General features: G+C 62.0%; 18 protein-coding genes and 1 tRNA gene. 13 read left to right on the top strand and 6 right to left on the bottom strand.

Features of this window, described 5'->3' with window-relative positions:
- Positions 1–8: 8 nt before the first annotated feature.
- The 7 genes from apaG (at position 9) to PSEEN_RS01930 (ending at position 7,935) form a co-directional block, all read left to right on the top strand.
- Positions 9–389 carry a Co2+/Mg2+ efflux protein ApaG gene (gene apaG / locus PSEEN_RS01960; protein ID WP_011531838.1) on the top strand — a complete coding sequence of 127 codons (381 nt, stop codon included), beginning with the start codon at positions 9–11 and terminating at the stop codon, positions 387–389.
- Positions 389–1,246: a symmetrical bis(5'-nucleosyl)-tetraphosphatase gene (locus tag PSEEN_RS01955; RefSeq protein WP_011531837.1), complete on the top strand. Its 858-nt coding sequence runs from the start codon at positions 389–391 to the stop codon at positions 1,244–1,246. Before apaG ends, PSEEN_RS01955 begins: the two co-directional genes overlap by 1 nt.
- A gap of 13 nt (positions 1,247–1,259) precedes the next feature.
- On the top strand, positions 1,260–1,589 hold the full coding sequence (gene glpE, locus PSEEN_RS01950; protein ID WP_011531836.1) for a thiosulfate sulfurtransferase GlpE: 330 nt from the start codon (positions 1,260–1,262) through the stop codon (positions 1,587–1,589).
- Positions 1,590–1,874: 285 nt separating this feature from the next.
- Complete coding sequence (locus PSEEN_RS01945; RefSeq protein WP_011531835.1) at positions 1,875–3,797, top strand: PrkA family serine protein kinase; 1,923 nt, start codon at positions 1,875–1,877, stop codon at positions 3,795–3,797.
- Between the two features lie 119 nt (positions 3,798–3,916).
- Positions 3,917–5,188 carry a YeaH/YhbH family protein gene (locus PSEEN_RS01940; protein WP_011531834.1) on the top strand — a complete coding sequence of 424 codons (1,272 nt, stop codon included), beginning with the start codon at positions 3,917–3,919 and terminating at the stop codon, positions 5,186–5,188.
- Entirely contained in the window at positions 5,185–6,753 is a 1,569-nt protein-coding gene (locus PSEEN_RS01935) for a SpoVR family protein (RefSeq protein ID WP_011531833.1), read from the top strand. Before PSEEN_RS01940 ends, PSEEN_RS01935 begins: the two co-directional genes overlap by 4 nt.
- Before the next feature lie 54 nt (positions 6,754–6,807).
- Positions 6,808–7,935, top strand: a complete 1,128-nt coding sequence (locus PSEEN_RS01930; protein WP_011531832.1) for a multifunctional CCA addition/repair protein — start codon at positions 6,808–6,810, stop codon at positions 7,933–7,935.
- A gap of 68 nt (positions 7,936–8,003) precedes the next feature.
- Here PSEEN_RS01930 and folK read toward each other — a convergent pair whose 3' ends face one another.
- Entirely contained in the window at positions 8,004–8,513 is a 510-nt protein-coding gene (folK, locus tag PSEEN_RS01925; RefSeq protein ID WP_011531831.1) for a 2-amino-4-hydroxy-6-hydroxymethyldihydropteridine diphosphokinase, read from the bottom strand.
- A complete protein-coding gene (folB, locus tag PSEEN_RS01920; RefSeq protein WP_011531830.1) occupies positions 8,504–8,860 on the bottom strand; it encodes a dihydroneopterin aldolase in 357 nt (118 codons plus the stop codon). The genes folK and folB overlap by 10 nt, the downstream gene beginning before the upstream one ends.
- A 74-nt stretch (positions 8,861–8,934) precedes the next feature.
- On the opposite strand from folB, the gene plsY reads away from it, so the two are divergent.
- Positions 8,935–9,504 (top strand): glycerol-3-phosphate 1-O-acyltransferase PlsY, encoded by a 570-nt coding sequence (plsY, locus tag PSEEN_RS01915; protein ID WP_011531829.1) that lies wholly within the window; start codon positions 8,935–8,937, stop codon positions 9,502–9,504.
- Positions 9,505–9,524: 20 nt separating this feature from the next.
- Here plsY and tsaD read toward each other — a convergent pair whose 3' ends face one another.
- Positions 9,525–10,550: a tRNA (adenosine(37)-N6)-threonylcarbamoyltransferase complex transferase subunit TsaD gene (tsaD, locus tag PSEEN_RS01910; protein WP_011531828.1), complete on the bottom strand. Its 1,026-nt coding sequence runs from the start codon at positions 10,548–10,550 to the stop codon at positions 9,525–9,527.
- 205 nt (positions 10,551–10,755) lie between these two features.
- Here tsaD and rpsU point away from each other — a divergent pair, with 205 nt between their 5' ends.
- From rpsU to PSEEN_RS01885, 5 genes are all read left to right on the top strand, one after another.
- Complete coding sequence (rpsU, locus tag PSEEN_RS01905; protein ID WP_003255575.1) at positions 10,756–10,971, top strand: 30S ribosomal protein S21; 216 nt, start codon at positions 10,756–10,758, stop codon at positions 10,969–10,971.
- 279 nt (positions 10,972–11,250) lie between these two features.
- Positions 11,251–13,233 carry a DNA primase gene (gene dnaG, locus PSEEN_RS01900; protein ID WP_011531827.1) on the top strand — a complete coding sequence of 661 codons (1,983 nt, stop codon included), beginning with the start codon at positions 11,251–11,253 and terminating at the stop codon, positions 13,231–13,233.
- 67 nt (positions 13,234–13,300) lie between these two features.
- Positions 13,301–15,151: an RNA polymerase sigma factor RpoD gene (gene rpoD, locus PSEEN_RS01895; RefSeq protein ID WP_011531826.1), complete on the top strand. Its 1,851-nt coding sequence runs from the start codon at positions 13,301–13,303 to the stop codon at positions 15,149–15,151.
- A gap of 119 nt (positions 15,152–15,270) precedes the next feature.
- The gene (locus tag PSEEN_RS01890) at positions 15,271–19,014 is read left to right on the top strand and encodes a bifunctional diguanylate cyclase/phosphodiesterase (RefSeq protein ID WP_011531825.1); all 3,744 of its coding nucleotides are present in this window, start codon (positions 15,271–15,273) and stop codon (positions 19,012–19,014) included.
- A gap of 17 nt (positions 19,015–19,031) precedes the next feature.
- A tRNA-Ile gene (locus PSEEN_RS01885) sits at positions 19,032–19,108 on the top strand.
- Positions 19,109–19,290: 182 nt separating this feature from the next.
- Here PSEEN_RS01885 and prfH read toward each other — a convergent pair.
- The 3 genes from prfH to PSEEN_RS01870 all read right to left on the bottom strand — a co-directional run bounded on the left by prfH (position 19,291) and on the right by PSEEN_RS01870 (position 22,247).
- Positions 19,291–19,911, bottom strand: coding sequence for a peptide chain release factor H (gene prfH / locus PSEEN_RS01880; RefSeq protein WP_011531824.1), 621 nt, complete (start codon positions 19,909–19,911; stop codon positions 19,291–19,293).
- A complete protein-coding gene (locus PSEEN_RS01875) occupies positions 19,911–21,047 on the bottom strand; it encodes an RNA ligase RtcB family protein (RefSeq protein ID WP_011531823.1) in 1,137 nt (378 codons plus the stop codon). The genes prfH and PSEEN_RS01875 overlap by 1 nt, the downstream gene beginning before the upstream one ends.
- Positions 21,048–21,599: 552 nt before the next feature.
- Positions 21,600–22,247 carry a glycosyltransferase family 25 protein gene (locus tag PSEEN_RS01870; RefSeq protein ID WP_044487563.1) on the bottom strand — a complete coding sequence of 216 codons (648 nt, stop codon included), beginning with the start codon at positions 22,245–22,247 and terminating at the stop codon, positions 21,600–21,602.
- Positions 22,248–22,412: the final 165 nt, after the last annotated feature.

The raw sequence follows: 22,412 nt of genomic DNA, 5'->3' as shown, positions 1-22,412 counted from the left end.
GCCCTTGCATGTCCGACCCTCGCTACCAGATCGACGTCAGCGTCGTGACCCGCTATCTCAAAGATCAATCCGACCCCGAAAACGACCGTTTCGCCTTCGCCTACACCATCACCGTGCAGAACAACGGCACGGTGAAAGCCAAGCTGATGTCCCGGCACTGGCTGATCACCAACGGCGATGGCGAAGTCGAGGAAGTCCGGGGCGCGGGCGTGATCGGCCAGCAACCGCTGATCGAGCCCGGCCAGAGCCACACCTACAGCAGCGGTGCGGTGATCAGCACCCGCGTCGGCACCATGCAGGGCAGCTACCAGATGTTCGCCGAGGACGGTAAACGCTTCGATGCGACGATCGCGCCGTTCCGCCTGGCGGTGCCCGGAGCGCTGCACTGATGGCCACCTACGCGGTCGGTGACCTGCAAGGTTGCCTGCAACCACTCAAGTGCCTGCTCGAACGCGCGCACTTCAACCCCGCCGTGGACCGGCTGTGGCTGGTGGGCGACCTGGTCAACCGCGGCCCGGAGTCGCTCGAGACCCTGCGCTACCTCTATTCGATTCGCGATTCGCTGGTCTGCGTGCTGGGCAATCACGACCTGCACCTGCTGGCCGCCTGGCACAATGTCGAACGCCTGAAGAAAAGCGACACCCTGCGCGAAATCATAGAGGCCCCGGACGCCGACCAACTGTTTGACTGGCTGCGTCGGCAGAAGCTGCTGCACTACGACGAGCCACGCGGCATTGCCATGGTCCATGCTGGCATCCCACCGCAGTGGACGCTGGGCAAGGCGCTGGAACTGGCCGCCGAAGTCGAGGAAGTACTGCGTGACGATGGCCGGCTCAAGCTGTACCTGGACGGCATGTACGGCAACGAACCCAACAAGTGGAGCAAGGACCTGGCCGGCGTCGAACGCCTGCGAGTGATCACCAACTACTTCACCCGCATGCGCTTCTGCACCGCAACAGGAAAGCTCGACCTCAAGAGCAAGGAAGGGCTGGAGAGCGCCCCCAAGGGCTACAAACCCTGGTTCGACCACCCGGACCGCCGCTCGCGGCACGTGAAGATCATCTTCGGCCACTGGGCCGCCCTCGAAGGCCGCGTCGACGTGCCGGGCGTAATTGCCCTGGACACCGGTTGCGTCTGGGGCGGCGCGATGACCCTGTACAACGTCGACAGCGGTGAATACCACCGCTGCGACTGCACCCGCGAGGGCACTCCTCGCCCCGCGGCACTCAACAACGATCAGCCCTGAAGGAACCGCACCCATGAGCGAATTCAAGCGCATCAGCCCCGAACAAGCCCTCGCCTTGCGTGCCGAAGGTGCAGTCGTGGTCGACATCCGCGACCCACAGGCCTACGCCGCCGGCCACATCACCGGCGCCACTCATCTGGATAACCACTCGGTGGCCGACTTCATCCGCAACGCCGACCTCGACGCGCCTACACTGGTCGTCTGCTACCACGGCAACTCCAGCCAGAGCGCCGCCGCCTACCTGGTCGGCCAGGGCTTCTCCAACGTCTACAGCATCGATGGTGGCTTCGAGCTGTGGCGCAGCACCTACCCAGGCGAGACGGCCCAGGGCAACGCCGAATAACTTTTTTTCATTTTTCCTGCAGCCCGCGCTCCGTGCGGGCTCGCGCCAGACCTGACGAACGGTCGTAGGCGTCTTCTTGGCTCCCCGCCCTTGACCTTGCGTATAACCAACTATCCTTAAGCCCAGGCCATCCAAAAAAAGGGGAGAGCCGGTACACCGGCGTGCGGGTCATCGGTAGCGTTTCAAGGTGTTCTGGGGGGTATACAGCAATCGGCAAGCCCGGTTGCATGCCAGCATCAGCTGACTGATCCGGCGTCGTCTCCACGTATCGAGCGAGGTGACGTCATGAGCATTTTTAGCCACTTCCAACAACGTTTCGAGTCTACCCGGCAGGAAGAACTCACCCTGCAGGAGTACCTCGACCTGTGCAAGCAAGATCGCAGCGCCTATGCCTCGGCGGCCGAGCGGCTGTTGATGGCCATCGGTGAACCCGAGCTGATCGACACCTCCAGCAACTCCAGGCTGTCGCGGATCTTCTCCAACAAGGTGATCCGTCGATATCCGACCTTTGCCGACTTCCACGGGATGGAAGAATGCATCGACCAGATCGTCTCCTACTTCCGTCATGCCGCCCAGGGCCTGGAAGAAAAGAAACAGATCCTCTACCTGCTGGGCCCGGTGGGCGGCGGTAAATCGTCGCTGGCCGAAAAGCTCAAGCAGTTGATGGAAAGGGTACCGTTCTACGCCATCAAGGGTTCGCCGGTGTTCGAATCGCCCCTGGGGCTTTTCAACGCCACGGAAGACGGCGCCATCCTGGAAGAGGACTACGGGATACCCCGACGCTACCTGAACACCATCATGTCGCCCTGGGCCACCAAGCGCCTGGCGGAGTTCGGCGGTGATATCAGCCAGTTCAGGGTGGTCAAGCTCTACCCCTCGATCCTCAACCAGATCGCCATCGCCAAAACCGAACCGGGCGACGAGAACAACCAGGATATTTCAGCCCTGGTGGGCAAGGTGGATATCCGCAAGCTCGAGGAATTCCCACAGAACGATGCCGACGCCTACAGCTATTCGGGCGCGCTGTGCCGGGCCAACCAGGGCCTGATGGAATTCGTCGAGATGTTCAAGGCACCGATCAAGGTCCTGCACCCGCTGCTCACTGCCACGCAGGAGGGCAACTACAACAGTACCGAGGGCCTGGGAGCCATCCCTTATACCGGCATCCTGCTGGCCCACTCCAACGAATCGGAGTGGCACACCTTCCGCAACAACAAGAACAACGAAGCGTTCATCGACCGGATCTACATCGTCAAGGTCCCGTATTGCCTGCGAGTCAGCGACGAGATCAAGATCTACGACAAGCTGCTGGTCAACAGCTCGCTGGCCAAGGCCCATTGCGCGCCCGACACCCTCAAGATGCTGGCCCAGTTCACCGTGCTCTCGCGCCTGAAAGAGCCGGAAAACTCCAACATCTACTCGAAAATGCGTGTCTACGATGGCGAAAACCTGAAAGACACCGACCCCAAGGCCAAGTCGATCCAGGAATACCGCGACTCAGCCGGTGTCGACGAGGGCATGAACGGCCTTTCGACGCGTTTTGCGTTCAAGATCCTGTCCAAGGTGTTCAACTTCGATCCGCACGAAATTGCGGCCAATCCAGTGCACCTGCTGTATGTGCTGGAACAGCAGATCGAGCAGGAACAGTTCCCTGCCGAGGTGCGTGAACGCTACCTGCGTTACCTGAAGGAGTACCTGGCACCGCGCTACATCGAGTTCATCGGCAAGGAGATCCAGACCGCCTACCTTGAGTCCTACAGCGAATACGGCCAGAACATTTTCGACCGCTACGTGCTGTACGCCGACTTCTGGATCCAGGACCAGGAGTACCGTGACCCGGAAACCGGCGAAATCCTCAACCGCATCGCCCTCAACGAAGAGCTGGAGAAGATCGAGAAGCCGGCCGGCATCAGCAATCCGAAAGACTTCCGCAACGAGATCGTCAACTTCGTGCTGCGTGCCCGGGCCAACAACAACGGCAAGAACCCCAGCTGGCTCAGCTACGAGAAGCTGCGGGTGGTGATCGAGAAAAAAATGTTCTCCAACACCGAGGACCTGCTGCCCGTCATCAGCTTCAACGCCAAGGCCAGCAAAGAGGATCAACAGAAGCACAACGACTTCGTCACCCGGATGGTGGAGCGTGGCTACACCGACAAACAGGTGCGCCTGCTGTCGGAATGGTACCTGCGGGTCAGGAAATCGCAGTAAAGGCGGCAAGTCACAGGCGGTGCGTCGGGCTCCCGCGCACCGCCCGTGGCGGCGGCGACTGCTTTTACTTGCAGCTCGTAGCTTGAAGCTTGCAGCTGTATCCCGCTACCGGAGGGCCCATGAGCTACGTAATCGACCGACGCCTGAACGGCAAGAACAAGAGCACGGTCAACCGCCAGCGTTTTCTGCGGCGGTACCGTGAGCACATCAAGAAAGCCGTCGAAGAGGCCGTGAGCCGCCGCTCCATCATGGATATGGAGCATGGCGAACAGATCAGCATCCCGGGTCGCGATATCGATGAACCGGTGCTGCACCACGGTCGTGGCGGCAAACAGACCATCGTCCACCCCGGCAACAAGGAATTCACCGCCGGCGAACACATTGCCCGCCCTCAGGGTGGTGGCGGCGGTGGCGGGCGCGGCAAGGCTGGCAACTCCGGCGAGGGCATGGACGACTTCGTCTTCCAGATCACCCAGGAGGAGTTCCTCGAGTTCATGTTCGAGGACCTCGAACTGCCCAACCTGGTCAAACGCCACCTGACCGGTACCGACACCTTCAAGACCGTGCGCGCCGGCATCGCCAACGAAGGCAACCCCTCGCGCATCAATATCGTGCGTACATTGCGCTCGGCCCATGCCCGGCGCATCGCCCTGACCGGCAGCAGCCGTGCGCTGCTGCGCGAGGCACAGAAAGAACTGGAGCGACTGAAAGTCGAGGAGCCAGACAACTTCACCGATATCCGGGAAACCGAAATCGAGATCGAACGCCTCAAGGCGCGCATCAATCGCCTGCCGTTCCTCGACACCTTCGACCTCAAGTACAACCTGTTGATCAAGCAACCCAACCCCAGCTCCAAGGCGGTGATGTTCTGCCTGATGGACGTCTCCGGCTCGATGACCCAGGCCACCAAGGATATCGCCAAGCGCTTCTTCATCCTGTTGTACCTGTTCCTCAAGCGGAACTACGACCGCATCGAGGTGGTGTTCATCCGCCACCACACCAGCGCCCGCGAGGTGGACGAGGAAGAATTCTTCTACTCCCGGGAGACTGGCGGCACCATCGTCTCCAGCGCGCTGAAAATGATGCAGGAGATCATGGCCGATCGTTACCCGGCCAGTGACTGGAACATCTACGCTGCCCAGGCCTCGGACGGCGACAACTGGAACGACGACTCGCCGATCTGCCGCGACATCCTCGCCAACCAGATCATGCCGCACGTGCAGTACTACACTTACGTCGAGATCACCCCACGCGAACACCAGGCGCTGTGGTACGAATATGAGCGCATAGGCGAAGCCTACCCGGACACCTTCGCCCAGCAGCAGTTGGTATCGGCCGGCGACATCTACCCGGTCTTCCGTGAACTCTTCCAGCGCAGGTTAGCCACATGAGCGCCAGAGAACAGAGACGCCAACCCATATCCGTCGGCTCGGAGTGGACGTTCGAGCTGATCCAGACCTACGACCGCGAAATCAGTCGCCTGGCCGCGCGCTACGCGCTGGACACCTACCCGAACCAGATCGAAGTCATCACCGCCGAACAGATGATGGATGCCTATGCCTCCGTGGGCATGCCCCTGGGCTATCACCACTGGTCGTACGGCAAGCAGTTCCTCAGCACCGAGAAATCCTACAGCCGCGGGCAGATGGGCCTGGCCTACGAGATCGTGATCAATTCCGACCCGTGCATCGCCTACCTGATGGAAGAGAACACCATGTGCATGCAGGCACTGGTGATCGCCCATGCCTGCTATGGCCACAACAGCTTCTTCAAGGGCAACTACCTGTTCCGCACCTGGACCGATGCCAGCTCGATCATCGATTACCTGGTGTTCGCCAAGCAGTACATCGCTCAATGCGAGGAGCGCCACGGTATCGACGCCGTGGAAGACCTGATCGACTCCTGCCACGCCCTGATGAATTACGGCGTGGACCGCTACAAGCGCCCCTACCCCATCTCTGCGGAAGAGGAGCGCCGCCGCCAGAAAGAACGCGAGGAGCACCTGCAACGGCAGATCAACGATCTTTGGCGCACCATCCCCAAAGGCGCGGAGAAAGGCAGCGAAAAGGATGACGCGCGCTTCCCGGCCGAGCCGCAGGAAAACATCCTTTACTTCATCGAGAAACACGCCCCGTTGCTCGAACCCTGGCAGCGTGAAGTCGTGCGCATCGTGCGCAAGATCGCCCAGTATTTCTACCCGCAGCGCCAGACCCAGGTGATGAACGAAGGCTGGGCGACCTTCTGGCACTACACGCTGATGAACGACCTCTACGACGAGGGGTTGATCACCGAAGGCTTCATGATGGAGTTCCTCCAGTCGCATACCAGCGTGGTATTCCAGCCTGGCTTCGACAGCCCGTACTACAGCGGTATCAACCCCTATGCCTTGGGCTTCGCGATGTACACCGACATCCGTCGCATGTGCGAGCACCCCACCGAGGAGGATCGCCGCTGGTTCCCGGAGATCGCTGGCAGCGACTGGTTGTCCACCATCAAGTTCGCCATGAGCAGCTTCAAGGACGAGAGTTTCATCCTGCAGTACCTCTCACCCAAGGTGATCCGCGACCTCAAGTTGTTCAGCATCCTCGACGACGACCAGCGTGACGACCTGCTGGTACCGGCGATCCACGACGAAGACGGCTACCGGACTATCCGCGAGCAACTGGCCGCCCAGTACAACCTGGGCAACCGCGAGCCCAACGTGCAGATCTGGAGCATCGACCGTCGTGGCGACCGCTCCCTGACCCTGCGCCACCAGCAACACAACCGCAAACCACTGGGCGACTCCACCGACGAAGTGCTCAAGCACCTGCACCGCCTGTGGGGCTTCGACATCCACCTGGAAACCGTGCAAGGCGACCAGGTCATGAAGACCCATCACATGCCGCCCCGCAGCGAGCATGGCGAGGCCGGTGAATACGGGCGCATGGACCTGGCCGTGGTTCATCACCTCTGACCCTCCCCCATGCGTGCCGACACGGTATCCTGTCGGCACTCATGGAGGTTACATATGCAGATCTACAAGGTTGGCGGCGCCGTGCGCGACCGCTTGCTCGGCCGTCCGGTCAGCGACGTCGATTGGCTGGTGGTCGGCGCCACGGTCGAACAGATGCAGGCCCAGGGCTTTCGCCCGGTGGGTGCCGACTTTCCGGTTTTCCTTCACCCCAAAACCGGTGAGGAATACGCCCTGGCCCGCACCGAGCGCAAGAGCGGCCGCGGTTACGGCGGTTTCACCTTCCACGCCAGCCCCGACGTGACCCTCGAAGAGGACCTGATACGCCGTGACCTGACCATCAATGCCATGGCCGAGGACGAGCACGGCGACCTGCACGATCCCTACCACGGTAAAACAGACCTTGATCAGCGCATCCTGCGTCACGTTTCCCTCGCGTTCGCCGAAGATCCGCTACGCGTCCTGCGCGTGGCACGTTTCGCCGCCCGTTATGCGCCAATGGGGTTCCGCGTAGCCGATGAAACACTGGAGCTGATGCGCCAGATCAGTGCTTCGGGCGAACTGCTGGCGCTGACCGCAGAGCGCAGCTGGAAGGAAATCGAGCGCGCGCTGATGGAGGACCAGCCCCAGGTATTCATCGAAGTGCTGCGTGCTTGCGGTGCTCTCAAGGAGCTGATGCCGGAGGTTGACGCCCTGTTCCATGGCGAGGTCAGTCAGGGCAGTCACGCGCTCGATGTGCTGCAACAGGCCGCAGCGCAACAGCAGCCCCTGGCTGTACGCTGGGCCTGCCTGCTGCTTGCCCTCGGGGGAAAGCAGATCAAGACGGTCAACCAACGCTTCAAGGCGCCCCGCGAGTGCCAGGAACTGGCGATATTGGTGGGTGAGTTCCATGAGCAAGGGCACCGAGCCATGGAGCTGGCCCCCGAAATGCTGCTGGATCTGCTGCAGAAATTTGACGTATATCGACGCCCGCAACGCTTCGAGGAATTCATCGAGGCGTGCAGGATGGATGCCTTGCTTGGGGGCAGGGACTACCCACAGAGCGAGTACTTGCGGGGTGCGGCAGCGACAGCCAGGGCGGTGGATGTGAAGCCGCTGATGGAAAGCGGGTTAACGGGCCAGGCACTGGGCGGGGCGCTCAAGGCCGCGCGGCTCAGCGCGCTACAGGCTTACAAAGCCCGCTGACTGGTTCGCCGGCAAGCCGTCTCCTACCTGATCGTGTAGGAGCCGGCTTGCCGACGAACCGCTTCGGATTAGATCCGGGTCAGCTGCAACCCCCGCCATTCGAACGGCACCGGCGCCAGCACCTGCTCGATGCTCGCCTCATTCCACAACTGCCCCATGGGCTTGCCCGCGCCTGGGTGCACCAGCTCCGGCGCCAACAGTGACAGTGGCCACAGCACAAAGGCGTTCTTCAGGATCTCCGCCCGTGGCAGCACAAGCCCGTTGAACGTGCCATGCAGGTCGTCGTACATCAACACATCGATATCCAGCGGCAGGCCCTTGCGGTCCGGTGCATAACGGCCATTGTCCGCCTCGATGAACTTGAGCCGACGATCAAGCTCCAGCAGCGGCAGATCAGTCTGTCCACGCACCACCAGGTTGTAGAAGGGCCCGCTCTTGATGCCCACGGCCTGGCTTTCGAACACCGCTGAACAGTGCATGTCACTGAGAATGCCCGCCAGCGCATCGAGCCCCGCGCACAAATGCCGTTCGCGGTCGATGTTACTGCCCACCCCCAGGTAAACCGTGCTCAGAGACATCCGCGCTCGATCTCCACGCCAACGCCACCACGGGCTGCGGGCACCGCGCCTGGCTTGGTCAGCTTCAGGCGCACCCAAGGGATCTTGAATTCGTCCATCAGCACCGCCACCAGGCGTTCGGCGAAGGTCTCGACCAGTTCGAAGCGCGCCTGCTCGGCAAAGGCCTGGATACGCGCCGACACACTGGCATAGTCGAGTGCCAGCGAAAGGTCGTCACCCGCTGCGGCCGGGCGGTTATCCCAGGCAAAACTCAGGTCCAGGCGCAGGCACTGGCGAATATCCCGCTCCCAGTCATAGGCACCGATGACGGTATCGACTTCCAGGCCTTCGATGAACACTCTGTCCAAGCACTTCTCTCCACAGCACGACAAGGGCGACGGGCGCCGTTAGAATCAGGGCGTCCTCGCCCGGAATAGTTAGCATGTTTTGGTCACTGGCGCTGCTTGCCTACCTGCTTGGCTCTCTGTCCTTCGCCATCGTCCTCAGCCGCCTCACGGGCAGCCCGGACCCGCGTTCCAGTGGCTCGGGCAATGCCGGCGCAACCAACATGCTACGCCTGGCAGGCCGCAAGCTGGCGATCCTGACGCTGCTGGGCGACCTGTGCAAGGGCATGTTGCCCGTGTTGTTGGCACGCCAGGTTGGCCTCGACCCGCAGGAGCAAGCCTGGGTGGGCATCTGCGCGGTACTCGGCCATCTGTTCCCAGTCTACTTCCGCTTTCAGGGCGGCAAGGGCGTCGCCACGGCAGCTGGCATGCTGATGGCCTTGTATTTCCCGGCCGCGTTGCTGGCCATCGGCGCCTGGGTGCTGACCTTCTACCTCACCCGCACCAGCTCGCTGGCTGCCCTGATCGCCACACCACTCACCCTGCCACTGCTGGCTTGGCGTGAGCCCGAGGCATTGCTGCCAATGACGGTGCTCACCCTGATGATCGTATGGCGACACCGCAGCAACCTGCGCGACCTGTTTGCCGGGCGCGAACGCCACTTCTGACGCCCGCCCCTTGGCCCCTCTCACACGGGTGGCAACTGTTCCATCGGCCAGCGTGCCTGAACACTGATCGCCAGGTCCTGCTGCTGACCGGCCAGCAAACGCTGGCAGCCAGCGTAGGCGATCATCGCGCCATTGTCGGTACAGAAGCGCGGGCGCGCGTAATAGACGTTGCCCTTGATGCTGGCCAGCATGTCCTCGAGGGACGCGCGCAGGGCCTTGTTGGCGCTCACGCCACCGGCGATGACCAGGCGCTTGAGGCCGGTCTGCTTGAGGGCACGCTTGCACTTGATGGTCAGAGTCTCCACCACCGCCTGCTGGAACGCCAGGGACACGTCGCAACGGGTTTGCTCATTGTCGTCCCCGGCATCGCGGCATTGCTGCCAGGTGTTCAGGGCGAAGGTCTTCAGGCCACTGAAGCTGAATTGCAGGCCAGGCCTATCGGTCATCGGCCGCGGGAATACGAAGCGCCCCGGCGTGCCCTGCTCGGCCAGGCGCGCGATCTCCGGGCCACCTGGGTAGTTGAGGCCAATCAGCTTGGCAGTCTTGTCGAAGGCCTCGCCAGCGGCGTCATCCAGGCTCTCGCCCAGCAGCTCGTATTGGCCGATACCATCTACCCGAACCAACTGCGTATGGCCACCCGAGACCAACAAAGCGACGAACGGAAATTCCGGTGGTTGCTCCTCGAGCATCGGCGCCAGCAGATGGCCTTCCATATGGTGCACACCGATCGCAGGGATATCCCAGGCGAACGCCAGCGCCTGGGCGCAAGACGCACCCACCAGCAGTGCGCCGACCAGGCCAGGACCCGCGGTGTAGGCGATGGCGTCGATCTCGGTGGCGACGCAGCCGGCCTCTTGCAGCACCTGGCGGATCAGCGGCAGCATGCGCTTGACGTGGTCGCGCGAGGCGAGCTCGGGCACCACGCCGCCATAGACGCGGTGCAGGTCGATCTGGCTGAACAGCGCGTCGGCCAGCAGGCCGCGTTCACTGTCGTATAATGCGACGCCAGTTTCGTCGCAGGATGTTTCCAATCCCAGTACTAGCATGGGTCCGTGCCTTGTGGAGGCTGAATTCGAAGGCGCGCATGATAGTCCCCGCACCTTGTGCCGACCAGCGGTTTTCGATCAGAGGCTTTGCATTCCGGCCAGCTAAGGGTTAACATCCGCAACCCTTGAAAACCGACGTTCTCCAGCACACCTTATGTTTTGCCAGGAGCACGTCTACCCCGGTAATGAATTAAGGTAGCCCTGGATGCCAGCCGTCAAAGTTAAAGAGAACGAACCCTTCGACGTAGCTCTGCGTCGTTTCAAGCGCTCCTGCGAAAAAGCCGGTGTACTGGCTGAAGTTCGTAGCCGCGAGTTTTACGAGAAGCCGACCGCAGAGCGTAAGCGCAAAGCCGCTGCCGCTGTTAAGCGTCACGCCAAGAAGGTCCAGCGCGAACAGCGCCGCGCCGTTCGTCTGTACTAATACAGACGTTCTACGCAAAGCTTCTGCCCCGCCCGGCCTCGTGCCGGGCTGATGGCAGCGGTCGTTTCAAACCCTTGGCCATGCGCCTTGGGCGCCCCGGCAAAAGCCACGGGCAACCTGCATCAACACGTCAGAACTGGTCTTTGGCCAGGCGTGCACGTCCTCTCTGACGAGCCCTTCATCGGGCTGGTGACGAGCACAACACCTCTTCTGCGATACCCCACGCCAAACCCGCGCACAAGCGTTTAGACTTGCCAGTTGCCAGATGACGAGACTGCCATGGCCGGGCTGATTCCCCAGAGCTTCATCGACGACCTTCTCAACCGCACCGACATCGTCGATGTGGTGAGTTCACGTGTCCAGCTGAAGAAGACCGGCAAGAATCTCTCCGCCTGCTGCCCGTTTCACAAGGAAAAGAGCCCCTCCTTCACCGTCAGCCCCGACAAGCAGTTCTACTACTGCTTCGGCTGTGGCGCCGGCGGTAACGCGCTTGGCTTTGTCATGGACCACGACAACCTGGATTTCCCCCAGGCGGTCGAGGAACTGGCACGCGCGGCGGGCATGGAGGTACCACGCGAGGAAGGCCGCCGCGGGCAGAAACCGCGCCAGCCGACCGATTCGCCGCTGTACCCGCTGCTCGAGGCCGCCGCAGAGTTCTATCGCCAGGCCCTGCGCAACCACCCCACCCGCAAGGCGGCAGTGGAGTACCTGAAGGGTCGCGGCTTGTCCGGCGAGATCGCCCGGGACTTCGGTCTGGGCTTCGCCCCTCCGGGCTGGGACAACCTGCTCAAACACCTCGGCGCCGACACACTTCAACAGAAAGTGATGATCGACGCCGGCTTGCTGATCGAGAACGCTGAAAGCGGCAAACGCTATGACCGCTTCCGCGACCGGGTGATGTTCCCCATCCGCGACAGCCGCGGCCGGGTCATTGCCTTCGGCGGACGCGTGCTGGGCGACGACAAGCCCAAGTACCTGAACTCCCCGGAAACCCCGGTCTTCCACAAGGGTCAGGAGCTGTACGGCCTGTACGAGGCGCGCAAGCACAACCGCAACCTCGACGAGATCATCGTGGTCGAGGGCTACATGGACGTGATCGCCCTCGCTCAACAAGGCCTGCGCAACGCCGTGGCCACGCTTGGCACAGCCACCAGCGAGGAACACCTCAAGCGCCTGTTCCGCGTGGTGCCCAGCGTACTCTTCTGCTTTGACGGCGACCAAGCGGGCCGCAAGGCCGCCTGGCGCGCCCTGGAGTCGACCCTGTCGAGCCTGCAGGACGGTCGCCGCGCGCGCTTCCTGTTCCTGCCCGAAGGCGAAGACCCGGACAGCCTGGTCCGCGCCGAGGGCACCGACGCCTTCCAGGCGCGCATCAACCAGCATGCCCAGTCGCTGGCCGACTACTTCTTCGAGCAGTTGAGCAACGAGGCCGACCCCCGCTCGCTGGAAGGCAAGGCGCACATGGCCGCGCTGGCCACGCCACTGATCGAGCAGGTGCCCGGTGCGAACCTGCGTCAGTTGATGCGCAACCGCCTGAAGGAAATTACCGGGCTCGATGCACAGCAAACCGAGCGACTGAGAAAGGACACACCGCCACCCAGCCTGCCCAGCCACAATCTCGCCCCTGATTACAACTACCCGAGCGAAATCGACTACGGCCATTATGGCGACCCCGCACCACCCGACTATTCGGCGGATGCGCACGGCTACCAGGAATGGACACCCAGCAAGGGAAGTAGCAAGAAGCCACGCGATGGCAAGTCTTGGAAAGGCGGCAAGAACTGGAAAGATGGCGAATGGCGGCGCGAACCGCCGCAGTGGGTACCCGTGGCAGTCGAGCCACCAATAAGGATCGCCATCCGCACGGTCTTGCACCGCCCTGCCCTCGCCTTGAAAGTCGAGGACGCCAGCAACTTCGCCGACGAGAAGTCTGAAGACGGCCAACTGCTGATCTCGGTGGTCCAGTCCGTGCAGAAAAAACCTGAGCTAAGCTCCATGGAGCTGATGGCCCGCTGTCACGGAACTCAGTACGGCGCGATGTTACGATCAATGGCCGAGAAAGAATGGCTAATCGAGGACCAGAACCTTGAACAGCAGTTTTTCGACACCATTAACAGATTATCAGCCACTCAGCGGGAGCGCGGCCTGGAACGTTTGATCAGTAAATCCCGTCTAACGAAGCTGGACGAGGACGAAAATGCCAAGCTGCTTGACTTGCTCCGCCGCACTGTTCCCGCACAAAACCCGACCTCATCTGGCGCGTGAGGTCCATGCTCGGGTATAATCCTCGGCTTGTTTTTTGCCCGCCAAGACCTTCAGTGGATAGGGTGTTATGTCCGGAAAAGCGCAACAGCAATCTCGTATCAAAGAGTTGATCACCCGCGGTCGTGAGCAGGGCTACCTGACTTACGCGGAGGTCAACGACCACCTGCCAGAGGATATTTCAGATCCGGAGCAGGTGGAAGACATCATCCGCATGATCAACGACATGGGGATCAACGTATTCGAGAGTGCTCCGGATGCGGATGCCCTGTTGTTGGCGGAAGCCGACACCGACGAAGCCGCAGCCGAAGAGGCCGCCGCCGCGTTGGCGGCCGTTGAGACCGATATCGGCCGCACGACCGACCCGGTGCGCATGTACATGCGTGAAATGGGTACCGTCGAGCTGCTGACCCGCGAAGGCGAGATCGAAATCGCCAAGCGTATCGAGGAAGGCATCCGCGAAGTCATGGGCGCCATCGCTCACTTCCCGGGCACCGTCGACTACATCATCAGCGAATACGACCGCGTCACCGCCGAAGGCGGCCGCCTGTCCGACGTCCTCAGCGGTTACATCGACCCTGACGACAACATCGCCGCGCCGACCGAGGAAGTACCGATTCCAGGTGCCAAGGCCGCTGCCGCGAAGGAAGAAGAAGACGAAGACGACGAAAACGCCGAAAGCAGTGACGACGAGGAAGAGGCCGAAAGCGGTCCGGACCCAGTCGTTGCTGCGCAGCGTTTCGGTGCCGTCAACGATCAGCTGGTCATCACCCTCAAGGTGCTGAAGAAGCACGGCCGCACTCACGCCGAAAGCATTGGCGCCATGCAGGCCCTGGCTGACTTGTTCATGCCGATCAAGCTGGTGCCCAAGCAGTTCGACGCACTGGTCGAGCGCGTACGTAGCGCCCTTGACCGCCTGCGCCAGCAGGAACGCGCCATCATGCAGCTGTGCGTGCGTGACGCCCGCATGCCGCGCGCCGACTTCCTGCGCCTGTTCCCGAGCAACGAGACCGACCAGACCTGGTCCGGCGACCTGGCCAAGCGCAACACCAAGTGGGCGGCTGCCCTGGGTGAGAAAGACGCCGCGATCGTCGCCTGCCAGCAGAAACTGATCGACCTCGAGACCGAGACCGGCCTGACCGTCGCCGAAATCAAGGAAATCAACCGTCGCATGTCCATCGGCGAGGCCAAGGCCCGCCGCGCCAAGAAGGAAATGGTCGAGGCGAACCTGCGTCTGGTGATCTCCATTGCGAAGAAGTACACCAACCGCGGCCTGCAGTTCCTCGACCTGATCCAGGAAGGCAACATCGGCCTGATGAAGGCGGTGGACAAGTTCGAGTACCGTCGCGGCTACAAGTTCTCGACCTACGCCACCTGGTGGATCCGCCAGGCGATCACCCGTTCGATCGCCGACCAGGCGCGCACCATCCGTATTCCGGTGCACATGATCGAGACGATCAACAAGCTCAACCGTATTTCCCGCCAGATGCTGCAGGAAATGGGCCGTGAACCGACCCCGGAAGAGCTCGGCGAGCGCATGGAGATGCCTGAGGACAAGATCCGCAAGGTCCTGAAGATCGCCAAGGAGCCAATCTCCATGGAAACGCCGATCGGTGACGACGAAGACTCGCACCTGGGCGATTTCATCGAGGACTCCACCATGCAGTCCCCGATCGACGTGGCCACGGTCGAAAGCCTCAAGGAAGCGACCCGCGACGTGCTCTCGGGCCTGACCGCACGCGAAGCCAAGGTGCTGCGCATGCGTTTCGGCATCGACATGAACACCGACCACACGCTTGAGGAAGTCGGCAAGCAGTTCGACGTGACCCGCGAGCGGATCCGCCAGATCGAAGCCAAGGCGCTGCGCAAGCTGCGCCACCCGACGCGAAGCGAGCATCTGCGCTCCTTCCTCGACGAGTAAAGACGAACCCCGGCCCAGGCCGGGGTTTTTCTTATGTGACAAATGGTCGTGGACGGCGCCGCGCCGCTGGCCGGATGCCCGTCTACACTCGATTCAGACCCCCTGATCGAGAGGCCGCTATGCCCTTGATGCCGGCCCTTCTGTTGCTGCTCCTGCTCGCCTGGAACACAACGGCCGGCGCCCTCACCCTGACTGACGAGGAACAAGCCTGGCTCAGCGCTCACCCGCAGCTGCGTCTGGGCGTCGACGCTTCATGGCCGCCGTTCGAATTTCGCGACCAGGAAGGCCGCTACCAGGGATTGGCCGCCGATTACATCGCCTTGATCCAGGACCGCCTTGGTATCAAGCTCCAACCCATCGAGCCCAGCAGCTGGACCGAGGTGCTCGCGCAGGCCCGCAAGGGCCGCATCGACCTGTTGCCCGGCATCATGTCCACCCCGGAACGCCAGGCCTACCTGGCCTTCACCCGCCCCTACCTGGACTTCCCGATCGTCATTCTCGCCCACAAAGGCGGCGCCCAACCGCGCAACCTGCAGGATCTCTATGGTTTGAAGATCGCCGTGGTGGAAAACTACGCCCCCCACGAACTGCTGCGTACCCACCACCCGGACCTTAACCTGGTGGCCATGCCTAACGTCAGCTCCACCCTCCAGGCCCTGGCCACGGATGCAGTGGACGCAGTGGTTGGCGACCTCGCCTCGAGTATCTGGAGCCTGCGCCAACTCAAGCTCGACGGCCTCTACGTCAGTGGCGAGACCCCTTATCGCTACCAGCTGGCAATGGCCGCACCACAGGAACAGAAGATTTTCATCGGCATCCTCGACAAGGTGATGGCCGACATGAGCAGCAGCGAGGTCAGCCATATCCAACAGCGTTGGGTGGGCAACGTCATCGACCAACGCACCTTCTGGCATGACATGCTGCTCTACGGCCTGCCGGGCGTCCTGTTGCTGGTGGCCATCCTCGCCGTGGTGATCCGCATCAACCGCCGGCTCAGTTCGGAGATCTCCCGGCGCATCGCCCTGGAGCAGGAGCTGCGCAGCAGTGAGTACCACTACCGCGGTCTGGTCGAGAGCCTGTCGGCGATCGCCTGGGAGGCCGACGCCAATGATTTCACCTACAGCTACGTCTCGCCCCACGCCGAGGACCTGCTCGGCTACCCCCTGGGCGAATGGCTCCAGCCCGGTTTCTGGCGCAGCATCCTGCACCCGGAGGACGCGCTCTGGGCCCAGGCCTACTGCGACAGCGAAACCGCGGCCGGGCGCGACCACAGCCTCGACTACCGGGTGATCCGCGCCGATGGCCATTCCCTGTGGGTGCGCAACATCGTCAGCATGATCGAGCACGGCCACAAACCATTGATGCGCGGCCTGATGATCGACATCAGCGAAACCAAGCACACCGAGGACGCCCTGCGCCTGTCGGAACAGAAGTTCGCCTCGGTGTTCCAGCAGTGCCCGGACATCCTGCTTATCGCCCGCCACAGCGACGGCTGCCTGATGGAGGTCAACGAAGCATTCGAGGAGCAGATCGGCCTGGGCCCGGCGCAAGTGCTTGGCCGCACGGCCACCGAACTTGGCTTGTGGGGCGTGGCCGGCACCGGCCCACTGTTGCTCGAACGTCTGCACCAGGGCGGTATCCGCAACCTGGAAATGACCTTCCGACGCAGCAACGGCCAGCTGTTCACCGGCCTGGTCTCCGCCGAAACCTTCGAGCTGGATGGCACCAAGGCCCTGGTGGTGGCGGTTCGCGACATCAACCAGCTCAAGGAAACGCAGCAACAGCTGCAGATCTCCGAAGAGAAGTTCGCCAAGGCCTTCCACGCCTCGCCTGACGGGCTGCTGCTGTCACGCCAGGAAGATGGCCTGCTGCTGGAGGTCAACGAAGGCTTCTGCCGCCTGACCGGCTACGACATCAGCACGACCGTCGACCAGACCTCCCTCGACCTGGGCATCTGGGTCGACCTCAACGAGCGCCAGCGCCTGGTCGAGCAGCTCAACCGCGACGGGTTCGTCCGCGACTTCAGCTGCCATATCCGCCGCAGCGACGGGCAGATCCGTCTGTGCGAGCTGTCTGCCCGGCCCCTGCCGATCGGCGGCGTCGACTGCATGCTGACCATTGCCCGCGACATCACCGAACGCCACCTGATGCAGGAAAAACTGCAACTGGCCGCCACCGTGTTCGAGAACACCGCCGAAGGCGTGTTGATCACCGACACCGACCAGCGCATCAGCGCGGTCAACCGGGCCTTCAGCGAGATCACCGGCTACAGCGAGATCGAAGCCCTCGGCCAGACCCCGCGCCTGCTCGCTTCCGGCCAGCATGACAGCGCCTTCTACGCCGCCATGTGGCATCAGCTGACCGCCGAGGGCCACTGGCAAGGTGAGATCTACAACAAACGCAAGAACGGCGAGCTTTACCCCGGCTGGCTGACCATCAGCGCCGTGCGCAACAGCGAGCGCGAAACCACTCACTTCGTTGCCGTGTTCGCCGATATCTCCAGCCTCAAGCATGCCCAGGCCAAGCTCGACTACCAGGCCCACCACGACCCGTTGACCGGCCTGCCCAACCGCGCGCTGTTCGAAAACCGCCTGCTGTCGGCCCTTACCTGTGCGCAAGTCTCCAACCGCCAGGGCGCCGTGCTGTTCCTCGACCTGGACCGCTTCAAGCACATCAACGACAGCCTCGGCCACCCGGTCGGCGACCTGCTGCTCAAGGGCATCGCCCAGCGCCTGAAGGAACAGGTGCGGGATGTCGACACCGTGGCCCGCCTGGGCGGCGACGAATTCATCATCCTCCTGCCCGGCCTGCACAAGCCCAGTGACGCCAGCGCCATCGCCAACAAACTGCTGGCCTGCTTCCACGCCCCGTTCCAGGCCGGCGAGCACGAGTTCTTCACCAGCGCCAGCATCGGCATCAGCCTATATCCACAGGACGGCAGCGATGTCGCCACGCTGATCCGCAACGCCGACGCCGCCATGTACCGCTCCAAGGCCAAAGGGCGCAACCGCGTCGAAACCTACACCCGCGACCTCACCGCCCAGGCCAGCGAACGCATCGCCCTCGAGCACGAACTGCGTCGCGCCATCGAGCGCAACGAACTGAGCCTGTACTACCAGCCCAAGTTCAGCCTCAAGACCCAGAGCCTGGTCGGCGCGGAAGCCCTTATCCGCTGGACCCACCCCACCTTTGGCGAAGTGCCGCCCGAGCAGTTCATCCATCTCGCGGAGGAGAACGGCACCATCCTCCAGCTGGGAGACTGGGTACTGGAGCAGGCTTGCCGGCAGATGCACGTCTGGAAGAAGGCCTACCAGGCTTTCGGCCCCCTCTCGATCAACCTTGCCGGCGCACAATTGCGCCAGCCCAGCCTGGCCAAGCGCATCGAGCAATTGCTCAAGAGCTACCAGCTCAAGGCGGGCGACCTGCAACTGGAGATCACCGAAAACTTCATCATGAGCCAGGCCGAAGAAGCCTTGAGCGTGCTCCACCAACTCAAGCAACTGGGCGTACAGCTGGCCATCGACGATTTTGGCACCGGTTACTCCTCGCTCAGCTACCTCAAGCGCCTGCCGCTGGACATCCTCAAGATCGACCAGTCGTTCATTCGCGGCCTGCCGGACGACCCCCACGATGCCGCCATCGCCCGCGCCATCATTGCCCTGGGGCGCAGCATGCAGCTGACGATCATCGCCGAAGGCGTGGAGAACCAGGCCCAGCAGCGCTTCCTCGCCGCCGAGGGTTGCGAACAGATCCAGGGGTACATCGTCAGCCTGCCGCTGCCACCCGAGGAGTTCGCCGCTACCTTCCTTCGCATAGCACTATCGGATCTTTCGGATGGCACGGTATCGAAACCCTCGTTATAATCCGGCGCACCTGCTGAGGGCCTATAGCTCAGTCGGTTAGAGCAGAGGACTCATAATCCTTTGGTCCACGGTTCGAGTCCGTGTGGGCCCACCATCTTCGAAGCCGCGCATTGCGCGGCTTTTGCGTTTTTGGCGGGATCGCCTCAGATACGGAATGCTCATTTACAACTCGTAAACCCGAGTGCGAGCCGGGCCCTTTCCTCATCCGTTTTGGTGGGGCCGGCATCGCCTACGCCGCCCGGCCTGACTTTTGCTCGACGACTATTCGCACACAATCTACTCGTCAGCCGGCTCGAAGCGCTCGCCACGAAACACCCGACGTGGATTGCCACGCTCGATGCGGTGATGGAACAACCGCCGCTCCGCGCGCAGTTCGCTGTCGACCTGCTCTGCCTGTTGCGCCAGGCGTTGACCGATGAGCAGCAGCGCCAAGCGTTTGTTGGCGTGCTGGCTACGCTCGCTCTGTACCTTGACGCTGACGCCGCTGGCCAGGTGCGTGGCGCGCACTGCCGAGTCGGTGGTGTTGACATGCTGACCACCCGGCCCGGACGAACGCAAGGTCTCGAAGTGGATCTCGCTCGCCAATTCCGGTGCCGGTGGCGCAAACCGTGCGCCCCCAAAGAACCAGTTCTTGCGCGCATGCCCCGGCCGGTACGGACTGCTGCACGTCCATTGCAGCGAGCCCGTCCAGTGATCCGCCAGGCGCTCGGCCTGCTCGCCATCCAGTGCCAGCAACACCGAGCGCAAGGTACCGCGCCGCGGCCCCGGCTCTTCTTCGAGTATCCGTACCGCCACGGCCTGGGCATCCGCTTCGGCCTGCAGCCTGAGCAATGCCTTGGCCACTGCCAGGGCACATTCGTCCGGCCCCTGAGCCGCCGAGAGTTGCAGTAGGATCATCAGCAGCACCCTCCGCGCGTCTTGTAGGTGAGCACCGGTTTCAGTCGTGCCAGCACGCGAACCAACCCCGCTTCACGCAAGGCACCCACCACCGAGTCGATAGCCTTGTAGGCCTCCGGCGCTTCCTCGTAGATCAGCGCCCGGTCGGCGCAGATCACGCGGCTGCCTAGTGCCGTACGACTCAGTTGCTCGACGCTGTAGCGCGAGGCGAGGCGGTCCTTGCACTCGCTGCGCATCCATTTGCGTCCGGCGCCATGGGCCAGGGACAACAGGCTGCGCTCGTCGGCGATCGGCTGTACCAAGTAGCTGTAGTCGCCGCGCGAACCAGGGATCACCACCGCCCCCTGATCCGACGGTGTGGCGCCTTTGCGATGCAGCCAACCATCGAGCCCGTCGACTTGCGCTGGCGACACCAGGTTGTGGTTGATGTCGAGCAGTACATCGCCATCGGCACGCAAGCGGTCGAGCATGCGCCGGGCAATCAACTGACGGTTGGCTTCGGCAAAACGCAGCGCGCCGTCGTGCCGGCCCAGGTAATGAGTGCTGGCCTCGCTGCCCGCCTCCAGTCCGTGATGACCAAACAGGTCGACCTGCTCACGCAAGATCGCCTCGCCCAAACCACGCGAGCCGCTATGCACCAGCAACAGCAGGTGTTTGCGCTCGATGCCCAAGGCTGCCAGGGCCGCATCGTCGTAGTTTTCATCGAGTTGCTGCAGCTCGGCGAAGTGGTTACCACCACCAATGGTGCCTAGAGAACGCTCGTGCCCCGTGGCAGGCAAACCGAAGCTGGCGACGGCCTCCTGCCACGTCTCGTCGAGCGGCAGGTCGAGGTTGCCAAGGCGTTTCTCCAGCTTGTCCAGATGCAGCTTGGCGGTCGGGATGTCCGTGCGCCACAGCGCCATGCCACAGCCGATGTCATTACCGACCAGCGCCGGGTACAAACGCCCCACGGAAAAGAATGCCGCGCCGACCGGATAGCCACGCCCCGGATGCAGGTCCGGCATGCCGGCCACCCGATGCATGCCCCCTAGGCGAGCGGTGGTTTCGAGTTGTTGGATCGCTTTTCCTTCGATCCAGGTGTCGTCCGCGGCGACCAATACGGCGCCGTCGGACAAATTGCGAATGCAAGTGCCCATAGTCCAATCCTGATGGGTTGAAACAAAAAAGATGTTCGGATTGGCAGGCCAGAGGCCGGGCGTTGCGGTACCGCTAACGAGTAGCGGCGAATGCGTTCAAGCCAGGCGCGACCTGCAAAGGGTGATCAACTGTTGCATGATGTACCTCCTTTGCTGTCGGGTGAGAGAAGGCGGGCATCTTAGGAGTGTAATTGCCACCTTGCAACAAACTTGATCACATTTTTACCAGGAGAACAACGTCATGGCCGAAAAACCTGACCGCTCCACAGTAAAGAGAACAATACGCTGGCGGTACAGTGCCCAGCTTCCACCCATTTCGCCAAATTGCGCTAAACACCAGTAACCACGCTACTTCCAGCTAACTATGCCTACGCTAAGCTACGCACGGTTTCACTGGGTTTGCAGCGTCTCCAGGCAACTCATGATCCTTTGGTCCACGGTTCGAGTCCGTGTGGGCCCACCAGACATGAAAAAGCCGCGCATTGCGCGGCTTTCGTGTTTGTGGCGAACAGGAACGACGTCACCTGATCGCCACACTGCGTGCATTACCGCTCAGAAATTCAGCCGTAGCACGGTACGCCACAGGTTCTTGAGCGGCGAGCGCCAGTGCTTGCGCCAGTTTCGCTCCCACCACTCATCCTCATTACGCACGACCAGCTCCAGGTCGCTGCCGGTAACAGCGGCCGCGTGCTGGCGGAACATCATGGGAAACACACAATGTTGCCGAATCCTGCGCTTGAACATCACATCCACCGGCGTGCCATCGTAAGGCGTCTGCGCCAGGATCTTGCAACCCTCCCGTGAGAGCACATAAGCGTGGAGTGCCACGACCTTGCCCCGGGCAATGAAAGGGAACCAGGTCAGCCAGGTACGTCCCATGCTGTAGCCCAGATGCAGGGCTTCGAATCGGTGCGTGCGCATGAAACGATTGATCCAGCGGATACGCGAGGCCTTCAACGGATAAGGCTTCACGTCATCCTCAAAGATCAGGATTCGCTCAAGGCCTTGATCAAGCGCCAACTGCGCAAGCGCCTGGTGGGACTCATAGCAGCCACGCTTCGGGTCACTCTGCTTTTCCACGATGTGGAAAATGACCGGATTGTCGAGCACAGCGGCGATGCTTTCCCTGAACAATTCACGCCGATCACTCCGTGCATCGAGAGAAATGCAATAAACGGCATCTACATCAAAACGAATCATGAAACATTAAATCCCAGCAGTGAAAGCACGCATTTGGATGAAACCTGACGAGCGGCATAATACAGCGATTCTCAATCGCATAAAGCCCATTGCCCATCTGATTTCACGTCAAATGGATGGCGTAGCCGACAGATTCATCCTGACCGCATGCTTCACAACCACGCC

The organism is Pseudomonas entomophila L48, assembly GCF_000026105.1.
GTDB lineage: Bacteria > Pseudomonadota > Gammaproteobacteria > Pseudomonadales > Pseudomonadaceae > Aquipseudomonas > Aquipseudomonas entomophila.
This window is presented reverse-complemented; position numbering and strand designations above follow the sequence as displayed.

Coding starts and splice junctions, on each gene's coding strand:
- apaG (WP_011531838.1), top strand. CDS start 9: ATGTCCGACCCTCGCTACCAGATCGACGTCAGCGTCGTGACCCGCTAT.
- PSEEN_RS01955 (WP_011531837.1), top strand. CDS start 389: ATGGCCACCTACGCGGTCGGTGACCTGCAAGGTTGCCTGCAACCACTC.
- glpE (WP_011531836.1), top strand. CDS start 1,260: ATGAGCGAATTCAAGCGCATCAGCCCCGAACAAGCCCTCGCCTTGCGT.
- PSEEN_RS01945 (WP_011531835.1), top strand. CDS start 1,875: ATGAGCATTTTTAGCCACTTCCAACAACGTTTCGAGTCTACCCGGCAG.
- PSEEN_RS01940 (WP_011531834.1), top strand. CDS start 3,917: ATGAGCTACGTAATCGACCGACGCCTGAACGGCAAGAACAAGAGCACG.
- PSEEN_RS01935 (WP_011531833.1), top strand. CDS start 5,185: ATGAGCGCCAGAGAACAGAGACGCCAACCCATATCCGTCGGCTCGGAG.
- PSEEN_RS01930 (WP_011531832.1), top strand. CDS start 6,808: ATGCAGATCTACAAGGTTGGCGGCGCCGTGCGCGACCGCTTGCTCGGC.
- folK (WP_011531831.1), bottom strand. CDS start 8,513: ATGTCTCTGAGCACGGTTTACCTGGGGGTGGGCAGTAACATCGACCGC.
- plsY (WP_011531829.1), top strand. CDS start 8,935: ATGTTTTGGTCACTGGCGCTGCTTGCCTACCTGCTTGGCTCTCTGTCC.
- tsaD (WP_011531828.1), bottom strand. CDS start 10,550: ATGCTAGTACTGGGATTGGAAACATCCTGCGACGAAACTGGCGTCGCA.
- rpsU (WP_003255575.1), top strand. CDS start 10,756: ATGCCAGCCGTCAAAGTTAAAGAGAACGAACCCTTCGACGTAGCTCTG.
- dnaG (WP_011531827.1), top strand. CDS start 11,251: ATGGCCGGGCTGATTCCCCAGAGCTTCATCGACGACCTTCTCAACCGC.
- rpoD (WP_011531826.1), top strand. CDS start 13,301: ATGTCCGGAAAAGCGCAACAGCAATCTCGTATCAAAGAGTTGATCACC.
- PSEEN_RS01890 (WP_011531825.1), top strand. CDS start 15,271: ATGCCCTTGATGCCGGCCCTTCTGTTGCTGCTCCTGCTCGCCTGGAAC.
- prfH (WP_011531824.1), bottom strand. CDS start 19,911: ATGATCCTACTGCAACTCTCGGCGGCTCAGGGGCCGGACGAATGTGCC.
- PSEEN_RS01875 (WP_011531823.1), bottom strand. CDS start 21,047: ATGGGCACTTGCATTCGCAATTTGTCCGACGGCGCCGTATTGGTCGCC.
- PSEEN_RS01870 (WP_044487563.1), bottom strand. CDS start 22,247: ATGATTCGTTTTGATGTAGATGCCGTTTATTGCATTTCTCTCGATGCA.